This is a genomic window from Cryobacterium sp. Y62, assembly GCF_002929785.1.
GTDB lineage: Bacteria > Actinomycetota > Actinomycetes > Actinomycetales > Microbacteriaceae > Cryobacterium.
Genome location: NZ_PJJK01000105.1, coordinates 47,806 through 70,927, shown reverse-complemented (window position 1 = coordinate 70,927; position 23,122 = coordinate 47,806). Strand labels below are relative to the sequence as shown.

Here is a 23,122-nt window from a genome sequence, read left to right as displayed (position 1 = left end):
ACCAATGCGGGGGTGGTCCGGCCACGGCTACGCTCGAGCGGTCACTCTGGTTCTCGGAGGCACTCGTGGCGCGCAAAGACGAAGTCGGAAAACTCGGCGAAGAGCAGGCCGCGCACTTTCTCGAGGGTGCCGGCTACACAATTCTGACCCGAAACTGGCGGTGCGCCGAGGGAGAGATCGACCTCGTCGTGCAACGCGGTTCCGCGGTGGTTTTCGTCGAGGTGAAGACGCGCAGCAGCCTCCGTTTCGGGCATCCGTTTGAAGCCATCACCATGAAAAAACTCGCCCGGATGCGCCGCCTTGCTGCAGCCTGGTGTGTGCAGGCCGAGCGATGGCCGCGCCAAATCCGGCTCGACGTCATCGCCGTGATCGCTCCGCGGGGCCGCGAGCCGGTCATCGAACACCTCGAGGGCGTGTTCTGATGGGCATCGCCCGCACCCATGCCGTGGCGCTGCTCGGCCTGACCGGAGCGCTCGTCGAGGTCGAGGCCGATATTTCGGCGCAACTGCCCGGCATGATTCTGATCGGCCTGCCCGACGCTGCCCTTTCCCAGGCCACCCAGCGGGTGCGCGCCGCAGCTGCCAACAGCGGATGCCCCCTCACCGTTCACCGCCTCACCATCAATTTGTCGCCGGCCGCGTTACCCAAACACGGCGCCGGGTTCGACCTCGCGATCGCCCTGGCCTGCCTTGCCGCCGACAGCACCATTTCGCAGGGGTCGGTGGGCAAGGTCGTACACTTCGGCGAGCTCGCCCTCGACGGGCGGCTGCGACCGACCCCGGGAATTCTGCCGGGCGTGATGACCGCCGCCCGCCTCGGGCACACGACTGTGATGGTACCCATCGGTAATGAGGCAGAGGCGCGACTCGTTCCCGATATTCGAGTGATCGGCGTCGCGTCGCTGCGCGAGGCAGCGATCTGGCACGGGGCAGACCTCCCGCCGATCCCGGTCGAGCCGATCCTGGCGGCGACCGGATCGAGCAGCCTGGCTGCCGAACCCGACCTGGCCGACGTGATCGGCAACGACGATGCCATCCTGGCCTTGCAGATCGCCGCCGCCGGTGGGCACCATGTTTTTCTGCTCGGCCCGCCCGGTGCCGGTAAGACCATGCTCGCAGCCCGACTGCCCGGGCTGTTGCCCGACCTCGACCCGGTCAGCTCGCTCGAAGTCAGCTCTCTTCGCTCGCTCAGCGGTCTCGGACTGGGCGATGCCCTGATTACCCGGCCGCCGTGGGAAGCGCCCCATCACACCGCGACTGCCGCGGCTATGGTCGGCGGTGGCAACGGTCAGATTCGTCCCGGTGCTGCCTCGCAGGCCTCGCACGGCGTGCTGTTTCTCGACGAAGCCTCCGAATTCGCTTCGCCCGTGCTTGACGCACTGCGCCAGCCGTTGGAATCCGGCTGGATCAGCATTCACCGCGCCAACGCCGTCGCGCATTTCCCGGCCAGCTTCCAACTGGTAATGGCGGCCAATCCGTGCCCCTGCGGGCAGTATGGGGCTGCAGACCTGAGCTGCACCTGCCCGCCAAACGCGCGCCGACGCTATCTCGCGCGCATCTCCGGTCCGTTGCTCGACCGCATCGACATCCAGCTCAACGTCAAGCGCATCACCGCCGCCCAGCTGCGCCTCGCCGCCGGAACGACGCGCGTGACCAGCGGCAGCGCCCGAAACCGGGTGGTCCGCGCCCGCGGCGCGGCGGCCGAGCGGCTGCAAAGCACACCGTGGACGTTGAACTCTCAGGTTCCGGGCCCGTGGCTGCGCGGCGCCCAAGTGCGGCTGACCCCGGCATGCACCGCGGGACTCGATCGCGCCCTCGAACGTGGCGGAATCACCATGCGCGGCTACGACCGGGTGCTGCGCATCGCCTGGACCCTCGCCGACTACGACGGTCTCACCAGCCCCGGCGCCGACCAGGTCGGTCAAGCCCTCTACCTACGAAAAGGAATGACGCCATGAAGCTCTTCGGTCTCGACGAGTCCCAGGTCAGAGAACTTACTGCGGGGGTGCGCGGTGGCAAGTCAGCGCTAGGCGACGCGCCACCGGCGGCTGATGTCGGCGCCAACTGCGAACATAGCCACGATGTAGCCCCGGTGCCGATCACCAACAGACTCCACCTGGTCGGCAGCCCGGAAGATTCCGGGAGTACTGCTGCTACCGGCAGTTCGGATGACTGTGACAGCGACGTCGCCTCGGGTAGCTCAGTCGTCTCGGGTAGCTCAGTCGTCTCGGGCAGCGCCGACAACACAGCGACCCTCTCTGTCGCAGACGCGATGGGTGCCGACACCGCCACTGTCGCCGAGGTGTTCGCCCGCGCGGCCTGGTCTGGCATCGCCGAGCCGGGCGACGGCACGGCCGGACTGCTCGTGGCGAGCCTTGGTGCCGGCGTCGCCCTGACTGCAATCCTCGAGTCGTGGAGCCCGGTGCGCCTCGGCGCCCTGGTCCGCGACGCGCGCTCCGGCGACGCGACGGCTGGCCCGAGTGTGCTGTTCGCCGTGAGTCCGTCCACCGATTTCAGCGAAGCGAATGGCGACACCAGCGCCGAACTCGTACAGGCCCTCGACCTGGGGCTGCAGCGCTGGCGCCCGCGGCTCAACTCGACCGAGGTCATCCGCTCGCTGCAACAGGCGGTTCGCGTCGGGGCCCGGTTATTGTTGGCCACGGATGCTCTCTGGCCGGAGGCATTGAACGACCTCGAGCAGCACGCTCCGCTCGCCCTGTGGTGGCGTGGTATACCTTCTGCCCTCGCCGCACTGCCCAACTCCATCGCGTTGGTCGGAGCCAGAGCCGCCACGGGATACGGCGAACACATCGCCATGGAGGCCTCGGCCGGGCTCGTCGACCGCGGCTTCGCCATCGTGTCTGGAGCTGCTTATGGCATCGATGGAATGGCCCACCGAGCCGCTCTCGCCAGCGATGGCAGCACCGTGGCATTCCTCGCCGGGGGAGTTGATCGGTTCTACCCGAGCGGCCACGACTCCCTGCTGACTCGCATTGTGGCCTCCGGCGCCGTTATCTCCGAGCTTCCCTGCGGCGCAGCACCCACAAAATGGAGGTTTCTGCAACGAAACAGGCTCATCGCCGCGTCCAGCGCGGCAACGGTCGTGCTCGAAGCCGGCTGGCGGTCCGGCTCGCTCAACACAGCCGGCCACGCTTCGGCCCTCGGCCGCCCGCTGGGAGCGGTGCCTGGCCCCATTACGAGCCCGACCTCGGCCGGCTGCCATCGCCTGATTCGCGAATTCGCCGCCGTCTGCGTGACGAATCCGAGCGAAATGGCTGAGCTCGTCGGCGAGCGGTCGATTCAGGTGCCGCTGGACTTTCCGATCGCCGACGCCGACGCCGGCGCCGGCCCGGTACCCCGCACGAGTGACCAGATCCGCGTGTTTGATGCCCTCAGTGGTCGCTCGCCGCGCACGGTCGCCGACCTGTCGCGCCGTGCCGGTCTGTCGAGTTCGGCCGTGCGAGGTGCCCTTGGTGGTCTCGATCTCGACGGGGCCGCCCAAGAACGGGAGGCCGGCTGGGTTCGCCGGGCGTAACGACCCGCTCGTAAGGCCGGCTCGGTGCGCTGGGCGTACTGGAGGCTCAAGCTGCCGAGCAGGCCCTCCGGCGTGTCAGCCCCGCAGAACCCGAGTGTCGGTGGTAGCCCGTAGGCTGGATTGTGACGAAGGGTGGGTCATGTCGACCGTACACTGGGGCCAGTATGCTCCCACTGAAAAGATTTTGGTTCACCTGAGCGACACGCATTTTCTCGCCGATGCCGCGGTGCTCTACGGAACCGTCGACACCGATCAAACCGTGCATCGTGCCTTCGAACAGCTGCATCGGTCGGGCATCCGCCCTGACGCACTAATTTTCACCGGTGACGTGGCCGATCGCGGTGAAGCGGATGCCTACCGGCGCATCCGTGGCATCGTGGAGGCCGCCGCCGCTCGGTGGGAGGCCAAGATCATCTGGGTGATGGGCAACCACGATAATCGGGCTGCTTTTCGTGCCACGCTGCTCGGCGCACACCCGAAGGATGAGTTAGACGGTCGCACTGACTACCCGACCGTTGAGTCACCGACCGCGCGCGAAATTTCTGCTGAGCAAGCGCCGATCCACCACGACACCGTCGATCAGGCGCCCGTCGACCAGATCCTTGACCTCGACGGCCTGCGAATTATCGCGCTCGATACCAGCGTTCCGGGCTATCACCACGGCGAGGTCACCGACGCTCAGCTGGAGTGGCTCTGTCAGCTTTTGAGCACACCCGCTCGCCACGGCTCCATTCTGGCCCTGCATCACCCGCCCCTTCCGACGCCGCTACCGCTCATGAGAGTCCTCGAGCTGCGCGAGCAGCCGAGATTGGCAGAGGTTCTGGCCGGCAGCGACGTACGTGCCATCCTCGGCGGGCACTTGCATTATGCGACCCAGGGCATGTTCGCCGGAATTCCGGTGTCGGTGGCGGCGGCTACCTGCTACACGATGGATCTCAGCGCTCCAACTCGTGAATTGACCGGGATGAACGGCGGTCAGGCACTCAACCTCGTGCACGTCTATTCCGATCAGATCACGCATTCGCAGGTGCCGCTTGGCACCTTCAAGACCACAACACATTTTTCGGCAGACCACCTCGAACGACTTGCCGCCCTCTCAGCCGAAGACCGACTCGAAGCCTTCTCTCGTCAACAATGAGGCCGAGCAAGAGAAAGTGAACCCGTGCAGCTGACCGATGACATTGACGCGTTTCTGCGCTACCTGAGTGCAGAGCGTGGCTACTCGGCGAACACCGTTCGGGCCTACCGCACCGATTTGGCGCAGCTGGCATCGTTTGCAGTCGACCGTGGCGTTGCGATATCCGCTGATCTGAGTCTGGAACTGCTCCGAGAATGGCTGTGGGTCGGCACCCAGGCTGGCCTGGCCCGGGCGACGCTCGCCCGCCGGTCGGCGACGGCACGCAGCTTGACGGCCTGGCTGGCTCGCACCAGCGATGACAGTGCGGATCCAGCCGTGCGCCTTCGTTCGCCGAAGCCGGGCCATACCCTGCCCCGGGTAATCACGCACACCCAAATGAACGAGCTGCTCAACCTGCTGGTGGCTCGGGCCACAGGCGGAGAAGCGGTGGCCGTGCGCGATTTAGCGATTGTCGAACTGCTCTATGCCTCTGCGCTGCGTGTCTCCGAACTGGTCGGACTCGACGTCGTTGATGTCGACCTAGACCGGCTGACCGTTCGCGTCACTGGCAAGGGGTCCAAGGAGCGTGTGGTTCCGTTCGGTGTGCCGGCGCAGCGTGCGATCGTAAAGTACCTCGGCCAGGCCCGACCCGCTCTAGTCGACCAAGCCGTGAGCTCGGCCGCAACGGCCAGCAGCAGAGCACATTCCGCATCATCACCCAGCAATGCCGCGTTGCTTCTCGGTCGACAGGGGCAGCGCCTTGGTGTTCGCGGGGTGTATCGTCTGGTTGCCGCCCTGCTCGCCGAGGTTCCCGGTACAGGTCCGGCCGGGCCGCACGCTCTGCGTCACACGGCAGCCACCCATCTGCTGGACGGCGGTGCTGACCTGCGGGCCGTGCAAGAACTGCTCGGACACGTCAGTCTCGGCACCACGCAGATCTACACTTACGTCTCCGCCGAACGCCTCAAGGCCAGCTACGGGCTCGCCCACCCCCGCGCATGACCGCCGGTCGGACCGTTGGCCTGTCGGCAAGAATGACTGTCATTCTTTTCGCAGCGATAACTTTGTTTGCTTCACAATGTCGTCCAATCGAGATGTCCGGTGAGTGTGTCTCCACTTGAGGCCAGGACGATTTTCCTGCATCAGATCGCATGAAAGCGTGGGTCGATGACTCCCCTTCGACATTGACTCCCCTTCGACATTGATTCCACAACATGCGGTCCAATTTTGCTGAGCGTAGCTGTGTCGATCGTAGACGTCCTCGGCGTCTCGTCGGTCTAGCGCTAGCCGAAGAAAGGGCTGGCGCGGCAAGACGGCCTTACTCCGGTAGGGGAGCCCATCAGCGAGGTGTGCGCGACCACGAACGCCTTGGTTTTCCTGGTGTGCAGCGTCATCAGATTATGGCAGCAGGCGATCAGGTCCCACTCGTGGGCTGCTCGCTCCGACCCGCGCAACAGAACGGATTTTCCCCTTGGCTGGTGTGGATCTGACCAAACACAGGCTGCACGATCGTGTTGAACCGCGGGTGAACCGCGCCTCTTTTTCGTCTACAGGTTCCGAGTTAGTTGACCCGTTCTACTTGGAGTGTGATCAAAGAAGCTCGACCACGGTGGCCAGACTCGGCAACAGGTGAGTGTGCTCCTCTACGCCGAGCCGCTTGACATCATGCGCCCCCGTCAGGACGCCCACGACGTAGCCGACGCCGGCATTCGTTCCAGCGCGCAGGTCGTTGACGGTGTCGCCAGCGACAAGCACCCGTCGAACATCGGTGACCCCGGTGGCCTCCATTGTCCGGAATATCATGTACGGAGCTGGACGCGATTCGGCGACGTCGTCGGCGGTCACCAGCGCATCCACTGCATCGAGTTCCCATCTCGCGGAACGCATGAGAGATTCGGCGATGTCGCGCGTATAGCCGGTCTGGAGGGCGACTTTCACACCCCGGGATCGCAGTTCAGCGACTGATTCACGCACCCCGGGGAAAAGAGTCGGAGGTTCGGACTCGTATCGGGCGGCCAGCGCCACCAGGAAATGGGCATACAGGGCGTCTACGTCCACGTCGTCAATGCCAAGTTCGTCGAGCACGCCGACGATTGCGGTGTGCTTCGACGTTCCATTCCAGCGTGAAACTATGGATTCGTCAATCGCACAGCCAATTGCTGATTCCAGTTGCTCGTGCAGCACTCGATAGACGATTCCGCGCTCATCAATGGTGGTGCCGGCCATGTCGAGAGACGCAAGTTGAAATGTCATTTGAAGCTTTCTGGTTGAGGTGTAGATGGATTTAAGCATTGGCCACTGTATGCGTGGTGCGAGCGACGATTGGCGTCGGGCGATTCTCGTTTCTTGAGTTCTGGATCAGGAGGGACGCCTGATCGGACCGGTAGCGATCATCGGAAGTCTCCAGAATCAGCCCTCGACGCGAACGCGTTACGCGGCGCACGCGCAAAAGAGGGGCGCCGGTCTCCACGCCCAAAAGTTCCGCATCTATCGGCGCCGCAGGAACGGCATCCACGACGTGGGTGCCCTCGTCGAGTTCGGCGCCATTATCGATTAGATACTCGTAGATCGAGCCACTGTCTGTGTCGAAAGTGAGTAGCGCTTTGCCGATCGAGTCGTGGAAGGAAGAGCGCTCAATCATGGTCGGGATACCGTCGATCAGCCGCAAGCGCACGATCTCGACGACAAACTCGCCTTCGGCCAGCCCCATCCGCGCCACGAGCGCGGGAGCGGCGCGTCGACGCGCAATCTCAAAGGTGCGTTGACCGGGCACCTTCCCTTGGGCACGCACCCACGACGAGAACGAAAAGAAATCGTCGATGGACTGGACCAATGGTTGAGCTCGCACCCGCGGCGGACGACCCTGCGTGGTTTCGATTAAACCTTCGCTGCGAAGAGTTGCCAGAGCCTGCCGAATTGGACCGCGCGAGACCCCAAACCGGGACTGCAAGTCCGATTCAGACGGTAGATCAGCGCCGACCGCAAGCGAACCGGATTCGATCTGTTCACGTAGTTCTGCGGCAATGAGGTCATGTTTTGCAAAAAGAGCGATGGAGTCTGCCGTCATTCCACCAGTATATACAAGTGTGTCGGCGTAGCCAGATGGAACTGCCTATTCATAAAGCTCTATGCAGATGAATGTCAAATGAACAGTTCTTTGCCATTGCCCAATTCTCTCACTTGTATTCCCAGGTTGTGGTGTGCTTTCTGTATGAGCAACGAAATGGCGCCAAGCGGCACCCCTGAGCACCTGACCGGCACCGTCTACGACCTGGTAATTATTGGCGCAGGTATTGTCGGCTTGGCGCATGCATGGCATGGGGTCAGGGCAGGTTTACGAGTACACGTCGTCGAGAGAGACGAATTCGCCGTTGGAGCATCGATTCGCAACTTCGGCCACATCGGTACCACGGCACAGTCTGGGCGTGCCCTGGAATTCGCGCTCGCTGCACGCGAGGACTGGTTGCAGGTTGCGCAAGCCGCCGGGACCCCGATAACCCAGGCGGGAACCGTGGTGATTGCGCGCACTGTCGCGGAGCTCGCCGTGCTCGAGGAGTTTCGGGCAGAGCGCGGCGATCAGGCGGTCTTACTGACTGCCGAAGAGACCGCCCAGCTCCTTGGATTCGACGCGCCCGGCGCCGTCGGAGGAGCTCATCTCGCCCTCGACCTCCGGGTGGATCCGCCTCACGCCCTTCCGGCGCTCGCTTCGTATTTGCAGACGCTGGGCGTCACGTTCAGTTATGCCACCAACGTTGGCTCGATTCAAGAGGGGATGCTGCAGACCTCCCGCGGTCCCATTCGGGCTGCTGCCGTCGTGGTTGCAGTTGGACACGACATCGATCGACTATTCCCGCAGTTGGCTGCCACGCAGCAGATCGACCGGTGCAGGTTGCGGATGCTCGAAATCGACACTCCGCGTGGTATTCGGATCGGCCCCGCCATTCTCACCGGCCTAGGGCTACTCCGCTACGACGGCTTTGCTGCGCAGCCGAGCGCCGCCGCGGTGCGGTCAGATTTCGAGCGGCTGCGGCCGCAACTGATCGAGCAGCAGGTCAACCTGATGTTTACCCAGCGGCCGGATGGTCGACTCATTGTTGGTGATACCCACCACCTCTCGGTGACCGAGACACCGTTCGAAGACGAGGCCAGCGACGACCTGCTGCTTGAGGAGACGCGATGCCTGTTCGGGGTCGACAGCGTTACCGTGCGGAGACGTTGGCGAGGAGTGTACGCGGCAGGCCGCGGCGACGTCTTCGTGCAGGAGCAGCCGATCCCCGGTGTCTGGGTGGCGACTGTGGCGAGTGGCATTGGTATGACCACGGCCTTCGGCTTCGCAGCCAACACCATTTCCCAACTCATCAGCACACCGCTGCAGCAGCCAATTGACGCAGCCAGATTGCCCATCCGACCATGAACCGCGCGCGATATCCAATGTACAAGAACAGGAACCCCACCATGATTCGTCGAATGCTTACCATTGCGACCGCTTCGGCGCTTGTGCTCATAACGGCGGGCTGCAGCTCGCCGTCAGGCGTGGCCAGCGGCACGGATGTCGATTGGACCACTCCGCCGGACGCGTCGAAGATCGCCGAGCAGGCCGGTGTCATCACCACCTACGGCCTTCCCGACTCGTGGGCCAACTACGGGGAACTCCTGGCCACGTTCTGCGAGCAGAACGGCGCGGACTGCACACACGCTGACACCGATATGGCCTCAAGCGAGGCCATCCAGCGCTACAACGCGGAGAAAGGCAACCCGGTCGGATTTTTTAACGACATTGGCGGACTCTGGGGGCCGGTCGCTGAAGATATCGGCGTGACATCGGGCTACCTGCCGAAGCTGGTCAGTGAGCTTTCTCCTGGGCAGTACGCCGAGACTGGCGGCTGGGTGAACAGTTTCACCGGCGTAATGGGGTACCTCGTCAACCCCGCCGTGGCCCCGGTGCCAAAGACTTGGGAAGACCTGCTCAGCGACGACTATGCGGGGGGCAAGATCGCGTCCAGCGCTCTCATGGGACCCACCGGCGGTTCTGAGCAGGCAGCGATCCTCTCGATCGCTCTCGCCCGCGGCGGTGATGTCGGAAACCTCGACGCCGCATGGGACTACCTCAACGAGCTCTACGCCACAGGCAATATCTCGTCCGCCCCGTCGAGCCTCGACTCGCTTATTCGCGGTGAGTACGGCATCTATCTGCAATACGACTTCAACGCCATCGCGGCAATCGAGGAGGCCGCCACGCAGGGAGTGGAACTCGTCTACGTTGTGCCGGAGGATGGCTCCATCTACATGCCATCGTCGCTGCTCACCAACGGCTACAACACCGAGCATATGGACTTCATCAAGGGCTTCATGGATTTCACGATTAGCGATGAGGGCCAGTTGCTGTTCGCTGACTTCGGTGCACGGCCGATCCGGTACGTCAATGGTGACCTCGAGATTCCGCAGGAGCGCAAGTCACGCTGGCTCCCGGACGAGATGTTCAAGAACACCCAGGTCATCGACCCGGGTGATATCGATCCCGAGGTCTTGATCAGTGAGTATAACGAGAAGGCCAAGGGCTAGTGAGCCCAACGCGCTCCGGGAACGCTGATAGCGGCCGGGCCCCGGCCCGGCCGCTATCAGCGCAGTCCCTCCGTGCGGGCCGGCGTTCCCGAGTCGTCGCCGCGTTACCGGCATCTCCCCTCATCTTGTTTGGGATCGCGTGCCTCGTACTTCCTCTGCTTGCGCTCGTAAAGAGCTCGCTGGAACTGCGCGCTGGCGGGATCGGATTCGACAACTTCGTTGCCGTACTCAGCTCTAGCGTCGACCGACAGGCGATCCTCGGGTCGCTGCAGTTCGCCGCCATACAGGCGCTGTTGTGCGCTGTCATTGGTACCCCGCTCGCACTGGCCATGCTCCGGCTCGGGCAGCGTGGGCGGCGCTGGTGGCTGCCGCTCATGAATGTCGCCACCAGTTTCGGCGGACCAGGCTTGGCCTTTGCCTTCCTGCTCCTTATCGGCACCAGCGGAGCAATCACCATGCTGTGGACGCAGCTTTTCGGCGGCAATCCGTTCCCATCGCTCGGTTCGATGTTCGGCCTGAACCTACTCTCCCTCTACATTCACCTGCCCATGTATGTCATTCTCTCGCTGCCGTCCTTTGGGATGCTCCGCCCCGAATGGTGGGAAGCGGCTCAGGTGTCACGGTCATCGCGCTTTCGCTATTGGCGACGTGTCGGTTTCCCGGTGATCGCGCCGTTCATTGCGGCGCATACCCTGCAGATCTTCACCTGGTCCATGGGCTCGTACGCATTGCCATACGTCGTCACCGACTCGCCCCAATCCGTGCCACTGATCACAGTGGAAATCGGACGCGACCTGCAAAGCGCCGTATTCGGCCTGGAGCGGGCGGCGACGTTCGCCGTTCTCTTAATGGTGCTGGCAATTGGAACGATGTGGCTTTACCGCACCATCCAGGAGCAAGGAGCGAAAATCTTATGAGCAGCGCGATGACTGGAACGGGCAAATCGCAGCGCATTCTGCTGGGAGCAGTGGCGGTCTTCTTCGGTCTGCCCCTCGTCGTTCTCCTGCTCTTCAGCCTTGCAGACGGATGGGTGGGCACGATCCTGCCGACTGAATATACCCTCGCCAGGTGGAACACCTCCCTGTCGAGTGAGGAAGTGCTCGCCGCGGCGGGCCGCTCGTTGCTCCTCACCGTCTGTGTTGTGTTCATCGACCTGGTGCTCGTCATCCCGGCTGCCTACGTGGCGGTCGTCACCGCTGCGCGGGTTCGCCCCATCATCCACGCGCTCGCCGTCGTGCCGTTCGCCCTGCCGTGGCTGGTCATCGCGGCCGGAATGCAATTCACCACCGCAGAAATCGCGCCAAGTCTCTTCGGCAGCTTCGGGTTGCTCACGGCCACGATTGCGGCGGCCACCTTCCCGTACCTGTACTGGGCGGTCGAGAATGCATTACTGACCAATCGGGCGCAAGAACTCTCAGAGGCGGCAGCGGTGAGCGGGGCCGGCGGACTCCACACCATAATTCGCGTGATTATCCCGTCGATCAGAACGGGCATCATGTCGGGAACTCTGCTGGTGGCGGCCTCCGCATTTGGCGAATTCGCCATCACGATGACGCTCGCAGGCGCGGCCTACGAGACCCTGCCACTCTGGGCTCTGCGCATGTTCTCGGGCCGCAACCCGGGGGCTGGAGGAGAACTGGCCGCCATCACGTTCACGACGTTCATTGCGATGTTCGTGCTGTCGCTGCTGATCACGCGCATCGACACGCCGCGATCAAACACTAAAGCGGCCAGGGCATTCGCTCTTGTGCCCGCAACGAAAGGAAAGTAGCTGTGGGAACTGTTTCGCTTGATCACGTGACAAAGGCTTATGGCGGCAACGTCGTATTGAATGACGTATCGCTCAACATCGAAGACGGGGAATTCGTGTCGCTCCTCGGACCTTCCGGCTGTGGCAAGACCACCCTGTTGCGTGCGGTCGCCGGGCTGCACGGCATCGAGGGTGGCCGCATCCTCATCGACGGCGCCGATGTGACGACGCTGCCCCCTCAACAACGCCCGATCGGAATGGTTTTCCAGCAGTACTCCCTGTTTCCCAATATGAGCGTGCGACAGAATATTGCGTTCCCACTCACCGTCATGCGCACTACGCGCGCGCAGATCGAGTCCCGAGTTGACGAGATGGTCGAACTTATCGACCTAAAGAAGCATGAGCACAAGCGGCCGAATCAGCTGTCGGGCGGCCAGCAGCAGCGGGTCGCGCTCGCCCGCGCGCTTGCCCCGCAGCCTCGAGTGCTGCTGCTCGACGAACCCTTGAGTGCCCTAGACGCGCTCGTACGCACCAGGCTTCGCGACCAATTACGAGCCATCCAGCGCGCGGTGGGGATCACGACAATTTTTGTGACTCATGACCAGTCGGAGGCACTCGCTATTTCGGACAAGGTCGTGCTGATGCGGCAGGGCGAGATCGAGCAAGTCGACACGCCGGAGGGAATTTACTTGAAGCCGCGCACGAAGCATGCAGCGAAGTTCATCGGCTCGCGCTCGGTCGTGAAGGTCGAGGCGAACGCCGGACTGCTCGAATGGCACGGACTATTTGAGATCGACTCGCCAGTAGTAGATGGCACGAGGGTGCAGTGCACTTTTCGCAGTGAAGACGTTTTCGTTCAGTTACCGGGGGAAGACGCGAGCGGGGTGGCGGCGCGCGTCGACGTGATGATCTTCCTCGGGGCGACGAGCACGCTGCAGCTGACACTCTGTGGGCAGGCGGACTCAGTCGAAGTTCACCAGGTCGTTGCACAGGTCCCCGCGAAGGTGGCGCGCAGACTCGTCGAGGGTGACATGGTTGTCATTTTGGTGAGATCTGAAGACGTCACGGTATTCGTGGACGGCACTCTCATGGACAGGGCGGCGTCACTTCTGGCGGTCAGCCATGTCTGAGACGTCGACACAATCCCCGCACAGGCTGCTCCTCGTCGGGATCGACGGTGTACGGCTCGACATGCTCACGCGCATCCCTACTCCGGCTCTCGATCGCGTCACTGCGAGCGGTTTCCTTGCCACGCCGCTGGTGGACCCACGCAACATCACGGTCTCCGGGCCAATGTGGGCCACCGTCTTGAGCGGCCTATGGAGCGACGAACACGGTGTGGTGTGCAATGAGCGGCCGCCCGACGACGGCATCCATGCGCCAGATTTCCTGTCGCGCATCCTCCAGCGGCAGCCAGACTCAAAGCTCTTTGCCGCAGTGTCCTGGGCTCCTCTGGCGAGCCGGGCCGGATGTGGCCCACTCATCAATCCTGAAACGGCCGAATGTTTCGTGGCCGATTGCGGCTCTGAGACGGTCGACGATTACATCCGTGCGGATGCGGCGGTCGAGGAATATTCTGTCCGTCGCCTCGCCGACGAGCCAGTCCGCGCCGCGTTCGTCTACTTTGGCGAGGCCGACGAGGCGTGCCATGAGTTCGGGATGGGTGATGAGTATGAGACTGCGATTCGTCGCTGCGATGCACATCTCGGCAAGCTCCTCAATGCTATTGAGGCCCGACCTGACAGCGACGAGTGGATTGTGATTGTCACGACCGACCATGGCCATGTGGATGCAGGCGGGCACGGTGGCGACAGCCTTGTTGAGCGGCAGGTCTGGATTGCGTGCTCGGAGCCGAGTTTGGAGTACGAGCTTCGTGATTCCGCCACGATCGCGTCCGTCGCAGTTCGGGTCACGACCGGTTCTCGGGCAGCGTGGCCAGCAGGCCAGTCGGCTATGGCTTGCTCCGATAGTTCTCCCCTGACGCCAAGTGTCCCGGCGTCCAGGGCGCGCCGATCGTGATCAACCTTGTTGGGCGCGACGTGCGCTGCCGTGGTGGAGGTCCGTTCGATGACGGTGGCGAGATTGTCGGCATCCCAGAAGGTACCGCGTCGCTCGGGATGGTGTCCTGAAGTATTCCGTGAAGGCGTCGCGCACGAGATCGCACTCTCGCCTCACTGGGTGCTTGATCCAGTTCCATGCACCGCGATCACGGGCCAGTCGGCAGCAGAATGGCCCGTTGGAGGCCGCCGAGATATAGGAGTGGTGAGACGTAACGCCCATGCAGGCGTACCCCGAAGTGCAGACAGCTCGGTGGGCAGTGTCCGCCAGCTGCCACCGTGCCAATCTGCCGCCCAGCCAGCACCCGGTCGCCGACTGCCACGAGCGCCTGTACCGGCTCCACCGTTGTGATCACATCATCGGCCTGGGTGATCGAGAGCACCGGTCGATCAACGACCACGCCGACGAACGACACGACGCCATCGTGCGGAGCCAGCACGGTCTCGCCCGACTGCGCCGCCAGGTCGATGCCGCGATGACCGGCGGCATACGGCGACACCGGCGCAATGAACGGGGCGATCATTCGGTGCGGCTCGGGGAGCGGCCAGCGCCACCCATCCGCTGCCGCAGTAGCGACCGTCCGAAGTTCCGCGCTCGCCGCGGGACACGAACTGATGAGAAGAATCAGCACCATTAAAACGGATGCCGTCAGCCTGCGAGTGTGAATACGGCCCGTCCGAACGTTCCCCGCTAACAGTTGCACCATCGGACCGCGTACAGTCTGCATGCGCCTAACCTTGCCGTGTGTCAACCGTGCGGAACGGGTTGCGCACGCATCGGTGCACTGAACCGAAGAACCATGCCTGTGCAGGAGTCGCTCCGCCGCGTCCGTCTCATCTGCGTCCGTCTCATCTGCGCCCGTCTCATCCACCGCCGCCCCATTCGGTCTCACGCGTACGGTCCCGACCCCCGGCCGACGGTGGTACGCTATCCCTAGCAGCGCTTTGTGCGCTGACTACGCGTGCCCATTTGGCCGCCATGTCCAATCGGTCCCGTCCAGTCAGATTCTTGCAAGTGAATCTAACGAAAACAGGGCGGACGTGTGCCGGGTACCAGGAGCGATGATCGACCGATCATCGCACAAACCGATTGGTGTGCGCGCGAGCGCGCATCAGAACAGGAGTACGGCACATGGCCGTCGTAACCATTCGCCAACTGCTTGACAGCGGCGTGCACTTCGGGCACCAGACCCGCCGTTGGAACCCGAAGATGAAGCGCTTCATCTTCACCGAGCGTTCCGGCATCTACATCATCGACCTGCAGCAGTCGCTCGGGTTCGTTGACAAGGCCTATGACTTCGTCAAGGAGACCGTTGCCCACGGCGGCACCATTCTCTTCGTTGGCACCAAGAAGCAGGCCCAGGAATCCATCTCAGAGCAGGCGCAGCGCGTAGGCCAGCCCTACGTCAACCAGCGCTGGCTCGGTGGACTCCTTACCAACTTCCAGACCGTTTCCAAGCGTCTGGCCCGCATGAAAGAACTCGAAGAGCTCGACTTCGAAGACACCGCCAAGAGCGGTTTCACGAAGAAGGAAATGCTCATCAAGAAGCGTGAGCTCGTCAAGCTGCACAAGAGCCTCGGCGGAATCCGCAACCTCACGAAGACCCCGTCCGCGCTGTGGGTTGTTGACACCAACAAGGAGCACCTCGCCATTGACGAGGCGCGCAAGCTCGGCATCCCCGTCATCGCCATCCTCGACACCAACTGCGACCCCGACGACGTGCAATACCCGATTCCGGGCAACGACGACGCCATCCGCTCTGTTGGCCTGCTGACCCGCATCATCGCGGACGCAGCAGCCGAGGGCCTGATCCAGCGCCACGCCAAGCCGGAGGCTGAAGTAGAGCCCCTCGCCGCGTGGGAAGCTGAACTGCTTCAGGCCTCCGACGCCGAAACCACCCCAGCGCAATCCTCTGCCGAGACCGAGAAGGTTGCCGATGCCGCAGTCGCCGCCGTCGACGTCGTTGCAGAGCCCGCCGTCGCTGACACCAACACCAGTATCGCCGACGCTGTCGCCGACTCCGACGTTGCCGCCGCACTGGCTGCCGTCGCCGACGAGCCGACCGCTGTCGCCGAAGAGACCAAGTAAGGAAGCCGGTATGGCAAACTTCACACTCGAAAACGTCAAGGCTCTTCGCGAGAACCTCGGCACCGGAATGGTCGACACCAAGAACGCCCTCGTTGAAGCCGACGGCGACATGGACAAGGCCATCGAGATCCTGCGTCTCAAGGGTGCAAAGGGCAACGCCAAGCGCGCTGACCGTTCTACCTCTGAGGGACTAGTCGCTGCCAAGGAAATCGGCACGACCGCCTACATGATCGAACTTGCCTGCGAGACCGACTTCGTTGCCAAGGGTGACAAGTTCGTCGTTCTGGCCGACAAGGTACTCGACGCGATCGCCGCCGCTGGCGCGACCACGGTTGAGGCTGGACTGGCCGCAACGGCCGGCACCCAGAGTGTTGCCGAACTCATCGACGGCGAAGCGGCCATCATCGGCGAGAAGTTCGAACTTCGCCGTGTTGCCGCCGTCACGGGCGAATCGTTCTCGATCTACCTGCACAAGACCAGCAAGGACCTGCCCCCGCAGGTCGGCGTTGTTCTCGGCTTCTCCGGAGCCGACGTGGAGACTGCTCGTAGCGTCGCCCAGCACATCTCGTTCGCCAACCCCGAGTACCTCGCGGCCAGCGATGTTCCTGCTGACCTGGTAGAGACCGAGCGCAAGATCGTCACCGAGATCTCGAAGAACGAGGGCAAGCCGGAAGCGGCACTGCCCAAGATCGTTGAGGGGCGGGTCAAGGCGTACCTCAAGCAGGTCGCCCTGCTCGAACAGGACTACGCCAAGGACAACAAGGTATCCGTCGCGAAGGTTCTCGATGATGCAAAACTGACCGTGTCGGGCTTCGCCCGGTTCAAGGTCGGCGCCTAACAACGAATGACGGAGGTCGGATTGCGAAAGCGATCCGGCCTCCGTTTCTATGTGTGCCCCCCGGCGGGGTACGCACGCGCACTTGGTAGTTTGGTATTACCCCACTTCGGAAGGCCCCGCACGACATGACTGACACGGCCAGCATCCCCACCCATAGCAGCCCAGTGAACGCCACTGCCATCGTTAAGAAACGTCGGGTTCTGCTGAAACTATCCGGTGAGGCCTTCGGCGGCGGTGCCGTTGGAGTCAACCCGGATGTCGTCAGTTCGCTGGCGCGTGAAATCGCTGAGGGTGCCAAGCAGGTCGAGGTCGCCATCGTGGTCGGCGGTGGTAACTTCTTCCGCGGCGCCGAGCTCTCCCAACGCGGCATGGACCGCGGGCGCGCCGACTATATGGGCATGCTCGGCACCGTCATGAACGCCTTGGCTCTGCAGGACTTCCTGGAACAGGCCGGCGCTGAAACCCGAGTGCAATCTGCCATCTCGATGACCCAAGTCGCTGAGCAGTACATTCCGCGACGCGCGGAGCGTCACCTCGAGAAGGGCCGCGTCGTCATCTTCGGTGCCGGCGCGGGCCTGCCGTACTTCTCCACCGACACCGTCGCGGCCCAACGAGCCCTCGAAATCGATGCCGACGTTGTGCTCGTCGCCAAGAACGGCGTCGATGGCGTCTACTCCGACGACCCGCGCACCAACCCCGATGCGCAGAAGATTCACCACATCACTTACCTCGACGCGCTCCAGCGCGGCCTCAAGGTGGTCGACTCCACCGCCTTCAGCCTGTGCATGGACAACCATATGCCAATGCAGGTCTTCGGCATGGCCCCGGAAGGCAACGTCACCGCAGCCATCCTGGGCACCGATCTGGGCACTCGCGTCTCCAACTAGAATTGTTCCACCACCAATAAAGGAGTCACCGTGATCGCGGATGTTCTTTCCGACGCCACTGCGCGCATGAACCGGGCCCTCGAGGCTGCCAAAGACGATTTTGGAACAGTGCGCACAGGACGCGCCAACCCGCAGATGTTCGCGAAGATCCTGGTGAGCTACTACGGCACCCTGACCCCGCTGGAGCAACTCGCGTCCCTGCAGAACCAGGAAGCGCGCACCATGTTGATCGGTCCGTACGATAAGGCAGCGCTGCGCGACATCGAGATCGCCATTCGCGACACTCCGAACCTGGGCGCCAACGTCGGCAACGACGGCACCACCATCCGCGCGACCCTTCCCGAACTCACCACGGAACGCCGTAAGGAATTCGTGAAAATCGTCAAGGCTAAGGCAGAGGATGCCCGCATCTCGGTGCGTAACATCCGCCGCAAGGCCAAGGATGAGCTCGACGCGCTCAAGAGCGAGGTCGGCGACGACGAGGTCGGTCGGGCCGAGAAAGAGCTGGAGCTAATCACCAAGAGCCACGTGGACGGCATTGATGACGCATTCAAGCGCAAGGAAGCCGAACTCCTCGAGATCTAGGGACCTCAGATGAACGACAAACCCGGGAACGACCAGCCGCACAAGCGCGGTCACGGTGTTAGTCGTGCCGAGTTTCGGGCGCAGGTGAAGACGACGCGGGCCGATTTTGAACGCCAGGTGCAAACCACCAAGGCTGATTTCGAGCGGCAGGTGCAGGCGACGCGTGCCCAGCTCGATGCCACCAACGAACGCATCGAAGCACGCACCGGGCGCAACCTTATTCTCGCGATCCTGATCGGGCTCGTGCTCGGCGGTGCGATGCTGGTCAGCCTCATCATCATCAAGCAACTATTCATGATCTTTGCGGTCGTGATCGTCGCTTTCTGTGCCTTCGAACTGGCCCAGGCGCTGCGACATGCCGGACACAATGTTCCGCGCATCCCGGTCATCATCTCTGCCGTCGCGATCGTCCCGGCCGCGTTCTACGGCGAGGCGATTGGCCAGTGGCTCGTGATGCTCAGCGGGATCGGGCTGATTGCCCTGTGGCGGCTGGCGCTTCTCGTGATACCGTCACATCGAGCCCCGGTCCGGTCCATTGTCGGCGACGTGGGTGGCGGCATTCTGATTCAGGTGTACGTCGTGTTCCTGGCGAGCTTCGCGGTGCTGCTCGTCGCCCAGCCCGAAGGGCAGTGGTGGGCACTCGCTTTCCTGATCCTGGTTATTTCCGCCGACACCGGGGCCTACGTCAGCGGGCTCAATTTTGGCAAGCATCCGATGGCACCCTCGATCAGTCCCAAGAAGACCTGGGAAGGCTTTATCGGTGCCGGTCTGATCTGTATGATCGCCGGCGTTCTGTTGTCCATCTTCATGCTGGATCAGGAGTGGTGGTTCGGGCTGGTCTTCGGCGTCGTGATTCTGCTCGCTGCGACGTTCGGCGATCTGGCCGAATCGCTGATCAAACGCGACCTCGGTATCAAGGACATGAGTTCCTGGCTGCCGGGGCACGGCGGTTTTCTGGACCGGCTGGACTCAATCCTGCCGTCGGCCGCCGCCGCCTACGCCCTTTACCTGGTCTTTGCGTAAGCAGACCCGATTCGCCCCCCTTCAGCACCACACGAGAGAATAAGGCTATGAGCACCATATTTCCCCGAGTGGGCAAGAAGACTCTCGGCTACAACCTGAGCCAGGTCGATACCTTCCTGGCCGCGGCCCGACGCGCGTACGATCGGCCCGACCTGACCGACGATGCAGCGGATGCCGATACCGGGGTCGTTGAATCCGGCTTCGAATCCGTGGACGAGATCGCTGCCCGCAGTCGCGCTGACCACCACGAGAGCCCGGTATCGGGCACTGTGTTGAACGGTACAGAAGCCATCCACGCCATCGTCACGGCCAAGGCCGCCGCGGAAGCGGACCGCGCCGGCGCGACCTTGACGGCCGAAGCAATTCGACACACCGCCTTCGCCATGCACAAGGGCGGATACTCTCCGGAACATGTCGACGCGGCTCTAGAGCGACTCGAGGACGCCTTCGCAGCCCGGGAACGCGATCACGCCACGCGCACCGGCGGAGAGCATGCGTGGCTGGTCGATGCCGAGAAGGCCGCCACCGTACTTGTCGCCCGCCTCAGCCGTGCGCCCGGGCACCGATTCACCCGTACCAGTGTGCTCGCGGTCGGCTACAAACGGGTCGATGTCGACCGGTTTGCGAACAAACTGGTGAAGTATTTTCAACACGGTCGTGAGCTCACCGTCGACGAAGTGCGAACCTCTGTTTTTCGCCCTGAACGGGGCGGATACCGCGAAGCCCAGGTTGACCTGGTGCTCGACAGCGTCGTCGACGTGATGCTGGCGGTACGTTGAATTGGTGACCGTTATCTGGCCGTTACCCAAATTGTGGGCTAGGGTCATCTAGTAATGGGTAGGCATCTGCAAATAATCGAATCCGTCCCGGCCGCGACGCGGCCGCCGGTTCGTCGAACTCGACGTCGGGCTAAGCCGACTCACTTTCTGTTCGGATTCACCGCCGCTTTCGCGTTCGTGCTCGTGACTGTCGTCGATCCCTACTCGGGTGCCACTGCATCCCCCTACTTTCAACTCGCCGGCAGCACCACCGATGAGGGGCCGGTTCAGGCCGTGCTCGTGGCTGGCAGCTACACCAATACCATCACTCGCGACGGCTTCACCGTCACCGAGAAGCCCAAACCGGTTCCGGTGGTCGTCGCCGTGGAAAAGAAGCGAAGCGTGGCCGCACCGTCCGCCGCTGTGCCGGATCCCGGCTCGGCTCAGGCCTATGCCTACGACGCTGTTGCGGGTCGCGGCTGGGGCGAAGACCAGTACAACTGCCTGATTTCATTGTGGCAGAAGGAATCGGGCTGGCGCGTGAACGCCGAGAACAGTTCGAGCGGTGCCTACGGCATTCCGCAGGCGCTTCCGGGCTCCAAGATGGCCACGGCCGGTGACGACTGGGCGACCAACGCCGGAACCCAGATTGAATGGGGCCTCGGTTACATAACAGCCCGCTACGGAACCCCGTGTGGCGCCTGGGCGAAGTCCCAAGCCTCGGGCTGGTACTAGCCTCACGGTCTCGCTGCCCTGCCGGTACGGCGCTGTTGGGCAGCGACCTAGACTGGTGTGATGGCGCGCAGCAATCGACCCCGAGGCCGCAAGTCAGCTCCGCGAGACGATGACGAAGACGCCGACCTGAACAACCTGCTGGCGGGCTGGCGCCGTAGCGAGATACGCCGCGACGGGCTGTGGCATGTTCAACCGGTTCCGGCCAAGCAAGCCGCGAAGACGTATTTGTGTCCCGGCTGCACCCTCGACATCGCGCCTGGTACGGCGCACATGGTCACCTGGCGCGGCGACGGAGTGCTCGGCGACGCGGCCGACCTGTCCAACCGGCGGCACTGGCACACTCACTGTTGGAGAATCAAATGACCGAGGAGACGTCCGTGACCCTGCCGGTCGACATTCGTGGCGGCATCAAACTGCCCGCCAGTATCGAGTACATCGAACTCAAAACCAGCGATGGCCTCACCCTGGTGGGTGAGTTGGCGACTCCGATCGGGCGTGCGCCGGTGGCGACACTCGTGACGCTGCATCCTTTGCCCACGGCCGGGGGATTCATGGACTCGCACATTCTGCGCAAGGCGGCCAACCGCCTGCCGGCGATGGCCGATCTGGCCGTGCTTCGGTTCAACACCCGCGGGACCTCGTCGCCGCGCGGCACCAGCGGCGGTGATTTCGGGGAGGGCGTCACCGAACGCGCCGACGTGGCCGCGGCGATGGCTTTCGTCGCTGAACGCCACCTGCCCAATCCGTGGCTGGTCGGCTGGTCCTTCGGTACTGAGCTCGCCCTCAAATACGGACTGGAGCACCCGATCCGTGGGGCTATCCTGCTGTCACCGCCACTGCACCGCACGACGAAGGCCGAACTGGCCGCGTGGGCCGGAAATGAGCGGCAGCTGGTCGCGGTCATTCCCGAATTCGACGATTACCTGCGACCGGATGCCGCTCGCTTAAAGTTCGCAAGTGTGCCTGGCCTGCAATTCGTAGCAGTCGAGGGCGGTAAGCATCTGTGGGTCGGCGAAAACCTGACCCGGCGGGTGCTCACCGAGATCGTCACTACCGTCAACCCCGCTGCGCTGCCGCTACCCACCGAATGGATGAACGGCCTGCACGACGCGTTCTGAGCAAGTTCTGAAAACTAGAGCTCGTTTTGGCGGGGGATGACGACCTGCTTGACAATCATGATGACCGACGCGGCAACAGGGATGGCGATCAGCGCGCCGAGAATGCCGAGCAGGCTGCCGCCAGCCAGGGCCGCGATCACCACGACAGCGCCCGGCACTGACACGGCCCGGTTCATGATGTTCGGGCTGAGCACGTATGCCTCCACCTGCATATAGATGAGGTAGTAGATCGCCGCGACCAGAGCAGTCTGCGGCGAGCTGCCGATCTCTGGAATCAGGCAGGTCAGCACGATGATGACCGAGCCCGAAATGGTACCGATGAGCGGAATGAGCGAGAGCAGAAAGGCGATGAAGGCGAGCAACGCCGGAAACGGTGCGCCGATGATAGAGAGAAAAATAAAGCTCAAGACGCCATTGACCGAGGCGAGTGCGGCCTGGCCCACGATGTAGCGGCCGACTGCCGTGGTGATCTGCTCGCTGATATCGGTGAAACGCTCCCGCTTCGACGCGGGAACCAGCTGGTAGGTGGCGCGCTTCATGCTGTTTAGTGAGGCCGTGAAGTACAGCGTGAGAATGAGAATGATGAGAGCGCCGAACAGGCCACCGACAAACGCGAGACCCGACTGAACTACCGTCGTCGTGATGTTGGTGAGGTTGCCGCCCAGAAAATTGGTCACGGTCTTGGTGATCTCCGTGACGTCGAAGCCGGGAAACTGCTTCTGGAGATCAATGAGATAAGTCGAACTATTCACCGCTTTGACCAGTTCGGGGATGAGGTTGGACAGCTTGGTAACCTGGTCAACGATGATCGGAGCAATCGCGAAGACGACGCCGGTGAGCACACCGAGCACAGCGGCGACCACGGTCAGAATCGCAGCCCAGCGAGGAAACCGTTTCTTCTCCAACCAGGAGACGGCCGGATCGAGACCGAGCGCGATGAACAGCGCGGCTCCCACGTAGATGATGATCGTCTGCAGCGTGATTACCGAGGTGATGATCAAAAGGCCGAGGCCTACGCCCAGGGTGCCGACGAGTCCGAACCGAAACGCATTCTGAATTTTCACGTATC

At 63.0% G+C, this 23,122-nt stretch carries 24 protein-coding genes; 20 read left to right on the top strand and 4 right to left on the bottom strand.

Features of this window, described 5'->3' with window-relative positions; translation table 11 throughout:
* Positions 1–65: 65 nt before the first annotated feature.
* The 5 genes from CXY71_RS09700 to CXY71_RS09680 all read left to right on the top strand — a co-directional run bounded on the left by CXY71_RS09700 (position 66) and on the right by CXY71_RS09680 (position 5,653).
* A complete protein-coding gene (locus CXY71_RS09700; RefSeq protein ID WP_104135427.1) occupies positions 66–422 on the top strand; it encodes a YraN family protein in 357 nt (118 codons plus the stop codon).
* Positions 422–1,957, top strand: coding sequence for a YifB family Mg chelatase-like AAA ATPase (locus tag CXY71_RS09695; RefSeq protein ID WP_104135426.1), 1,536 nt, complete (start codon positions 422–424; stop codon positions 1,955–1,957). Before CXY71_RS09700 ends, CXY71_RS09695 begins: the two co-directional genes overlap by 1 nt.
* Positions 1,954–3,534, top strand: a complete 1,581-nt coding sequence (dprA, locus tag CXY71_RS09690; RefSeq protein WP_233204579.1) for a DNA-processing protein DprA — start codon at positions 1,954–1,956, stop codon at positions 3,532–3,534. The genes CXY71_RS09695 and dprA overlap by 4 nt, the downstream gene beginning before the upstream one ends.
* A 139-nt stretch (positions 3,535–3,673) precedes the next feature.
* Positions 3,674–4,672 (top strand): metallophosphoesterase, encoded by a 999-nt coding sequence (locus tag CXY71_RS09685; protein ID WP_104135425.1) that lies wholly within the window; start codon positions 3,674–3,676, stop codon positions 4,670–4,672.
* Positions 4,673–4,696: 24 nt separating this feature from the next.
* Positions 4,697–5,653, top strand: coding sequence for a tyrosine recombinase XerC (locus tag CXY71_RS09680; RefSeq protein ID WP_104135424.1), 957 nt, complete (start codon positions 4,697–4,699; stop codon positions 5,651–5,653).
* A 588-nt stretch (positions 5,654–6,241) separates the two neighbouring features.
* On the opposite strand, the gene CXY71_RS09675 is transcribed toward CXY71_RS09680, so the two are convergent.
* Positions 6,242–6,904: a phosphonatase-like hydrolase gene (locus CXY71_RS09675; RefSeq protein ID WP_104135423.1), complete on the bottom strand. Its 663-nt coding sequence runs from the start codon at positions 6,902–6,904 to the stop codon at positions 6,242–6,244.
* 31 nt (positions 6,905–6,935) lie between these two features.
* Positions 6,936–7,718 carry a GntR family transcriptional regulator gene (locus CXY71_RS09670; protein WP_104135422.1) on the bottom strand — a complete coding sequence of 261 codons (783 nt, stop codon included), beginning with the start codon at positions 7,716–7,718 and terminating at the stop codon, positions 6,936–6,938.
* Positions 7,719–7,862: 144 nt separating this feature from the next.
* Here CXY71_RS09670 and CXY71_RS09665 point away from each other — a divergent pair, with 144 nt between their 5' ends.
* The 6 genes from CXY71_RS09665 to CXY71_RS09645 all read left to right on the top strand — a co-directional run bounded on the left by CXY71_RS09665 (position 7,863) and on the right by CXY71_RS09645 (position 13,982).
* The gene (locus tag CXY71_RS09665) at positions 7,863–9,065 is read left to right on the top strand and encodes a TIGR03364 family FAD-dependent oxidoreductase (protein ID WP_199184267.1); all 1,203 of its coding nucleotides are present in this window, start codon (positions 7,863–7,865) and stop codon (positions 9,063–9,065) included.
* Positions 9,066–9,118: 53 nt separating this feature from the next.
* The gene (locus tag CXY71_RS09660) at positions 9,119–10,213 is read left to right on the top strand and encodes an extracellular solute-binding protein (RefSeq protein ID WP_233204578.1); all 1,095 of its coding nucleotides are present in this window, start codon (positions 9,119–9,121) and stop codon (positions 10,211–10,213) included.
* Between the two features lie 125 nt (positions 10,214–10,338).
* Positions 10,339–11,130: an ABC transporter permease subunit gene (locus tag CXY71_RS20695; protein WP_146072792.1), complete on the top strand. Its 792-nt coding sequence runs from the start codon at positions 10,339–10,341 to the stop codon at positions 11,128–11,130.
* A complete protein-coding gene (locus tag CXY71_RS09655; protein ID WP_146071766.1) occupies positions 11,127–11,984 on the top strand; it encodes an ABC transporter permease in 858 nt (285 codons plus the stop codon). Before CXY71_RS20695 ends, CXY71_RS09655 begins: the two co-directional genes overlap by 4 nt.
* Positions 11,985–11,986: 2 nt before the next feature.
* Positions 11,987–13,093, top strand: coding sequence for an ABC transporter ATP-binding protein (locus tag CXY71_RS22005; protein ID WP_146071767.1), 1,107 nt, complete (start codon positions 11,987–11,989; stop codon positions 13,091–13,093).
* Positions 13,086–13,982: an alkaline phosphatase family protein gene (locus tag CXY71_RS09645; protein ID WP_104135418.1), complete on the top strand. Its 897-nt coding sequence runs from the start codon at positions 13,086–13,088 to the stop codon at positions 13,980–13,982. The genes CXY71_RS22005 and CXY71_RS09645 overlap by 8 nt, the downstream gene beginning before the upstream one ends.
* Positions 13,983–14,169: 187 nt before the next feature.
* Here the strand turns inward: CXY71_RS09645 and CXY71_RS09640 are convergent, their stop codons facing one another.
* Complete coding sequence (locus tag CXY71_RS09640) at positions 14,170–14,544, bottom strand: M23 family metallopeptidase (protein WP_233204577.1); 375 nt, start codon at positions 14,542–14,544, stop codon at positions 14,170–14,172.
* 608 nt (positions 14,545–15,152) lie between these two features.
* Between CXY71_RS09640 and rpsB the strand changes: the two genes are divergently transcribed.
* The 9 genes from rpsB (at position 15,153) to CXY71_RS09595 (ending at position 22,053) form a co-directional block, all read left to right on the top strand.
* Complete coding sequence (rpsB, locus tag CXY71_RS09635) at positions 15,153–16,109, top strand: 30S ribosomal protein S2 (RefSeq protein ID WP_104135417.1); 957 nt, start codon at positions 15,153–15,155, stop codon at positions 16,107–16,109.
* A 10-nt stretch (positions 16,110–16,119) separates the two neighbouring features.
* Positions 16,120–16,947, top strand: coding sequence for a translation elongation factor Ts (gene tsf / locus CXY71_RS09630; protein WP_104135416.1), 828 nt, complete (start codon positions 16,120–16,122; stop codon positions 16,945–16,947).
* A 125-nt stretch (positions 16,948–17,072) separates the two neighbouring features.
* Complete coding sequence (pyrH, locus tag CXY71_RS09625; protein ID WP_104135415.1) at positions 17,073–17,834, top strand: UMP kinase; 762 nt, start codon at positions 17,073–17,075, stop codon at positions 17,832–17,834.
* Between the two features lie 30 nt (positions 17,835–17,864).
* Positions 17,865–18,419 carry a ribosome recycling factor gene (gene frr, locus CXY71_RS09620; RefSeq protein ID WP_092108831.1) on the top strand — a complete coding sequence of 185 codons (555 nt, stop codon included), beginning with the start codon at positions 17,865–17,867 and terminating at the stop codon, positions 18,417–18,419.
* 9 nt (positions 18,420–18,428) lie between these two features.
* Complete coding sequence (locus CXY71_RS09615; protein ID WP_104135414.1) at positions 18,429–19,442, top strand: phosphatidate cytidylyltransferase; 1,014 nt, start codon at positions 18,429–18,431, stop codon at positions 19,440–19,442.
* Between the two features lie 47 nt (positions 19,443–19,489).
* Entirely contained in the window at positions 19,490–20,221 is a 732-nt protein-coding gene (locus CXY71_RS09610; RefSeq protein WP_104135413.1) for a DivIVA domain-containing protein, read from the top strand.
* A 54-nt stretch (positions 20,222–20,275) separates the two neighbouring features.
* The gene (locus tag CXY71_RS09605; RefSeq protein WP_104135412.1) at positions 20,276–20,935 is read left to right on the top strand and encodes a lytic transglycosylase domain-containing protein; all 660 of its coding nucleotides are present in this window, start codon (positions 20,276–20,278) and stop codon (positions 20,933–20,935) included.
* 60 nt (positions 20,936–20,995) lie between these two features.
* A complete protein-coding gene (locus CXY71_RS09600) occupies positions 20,996–21,298 on the top strand; it encodes a hypothetical protein (protein WP_104135411.1) in 303 nt (100 codons plus the stop codon).
* A complete protein-coding gene (locus tag CXY71_RS09595) occupies positions 21,295–22,053 on the top strand; it encodes an alpha/beta hydrolase (RefSeq protein ID WP_104135410.1) in 759 nt (252 codons plus the stop codon). Before CXY71_RS09600 ends, CXY71_RS09595 begins: the two co-directional genes overlap by 4 nt.
* A gap of 14 nt (positions 22,054–22,067) precedes the next feature.
* Here CXY71_RS09595 and CXY71_RS09590 read toward each other — a convergent pair whose 3' ends face one another.
* Positions 22,068–23,117 carry an AI-2E family transporter gene (locus tag CXY71_RS09590; RefSeq protein WP_104135409.1) on the bottom strand — a complete coding sequence of 350 codons (1,050 nt, stop codon included), beginning with the start codon at positions 23,115–23,117 and terminating at the stop codon, positions 22,068–22,070.
* Positions 23,118–23,122 lie beyond the last annotated feature (5 nt).